Raw genomic sequence first — 672 nt, forward strand, 5'->3', positions numbered from 1 at the left:
CCGCCCTTCGGACGCACCCGCGCCGGAGGCAGCAGCGGCGCGATCACCACCCAGAGATCGTCGGGAACGAGGAACTTCGCCATGCTCTACCAACGCGCCAACCGCCGGTTTCGTTAGGCGCTCTTAGTCGATTCGACCACGCCGGGGTGGGCGAGGAAGACGAGCAGCTGACGGCGTGCCCGTCCGATCTTGGCCTGGAGAGCTCCGGTTAGCTTACAACCGCTCGGGGTGACGAGGATGGCACCGAGCTGTCGATCCAGACTCCGGCGCTTGGCGGCGAGCGTCGAGGTGGCCCGATCAGTGACACGTTCGGCCAGGGCGAACACGGATTGCAGTCAGAGTTGCAGACGCGAGGGCACGGGATCGTCGCTCGTCTCGATGACGTAGGCGACGTCGCGGGCGAGATTGGCGAAGCGGGTCTGATGCGCGGCGGCTTGGCCGTGCCGGGCGGTTCAACGATCCGTGATCCACACCGCCGGCCGGTGGCCGTCCATCATCTCCCGCACCACGACGCCCCCCGCATCGGCGAGGCCGCGTACACCATGGTACGCCTACGGTGAAGGCCGCAGTTGTGCTTCCGACGGGGCATCAGGCTGCGATCTGCCGGGGCTGAGGCTGGGTCCAGTTCCAGGGCAGAAGGTCGTCAAGACGCCGGGCGGGATGGTCGGGCAG

2 pseudogenes are annotated in these 672 nt (G+C 67.7%); both read right to left on the bottom strand.

Annotated elements, in window-relative coordinates:
- Positions 1 to 83, bottom strand: a pseudogene (locus FV242_RS34055) (IS5/IS1182 family transposase); the annotation flags it as partial.
- A 51-nt stretch (positions 84 to 134) separates the two neighbouring features.
- Positions 135 to 509, bottom strand: a pseudogene (locus tag FV242_RS34060) (IS66 family transposase); the annotation flags it as partial.
- Between the last annotated feature and the right edge of the window lie 163 nt (positions 510 to 672).

The organism is Methylobacterium sp. WL64 (assembly GCF_008039945.1).
Lineage (GTDB): Bacteria > Pseudomonadota > Alphaproteobacteria > Rhizobiales > Beijerinckiaceae > Methylobacterium.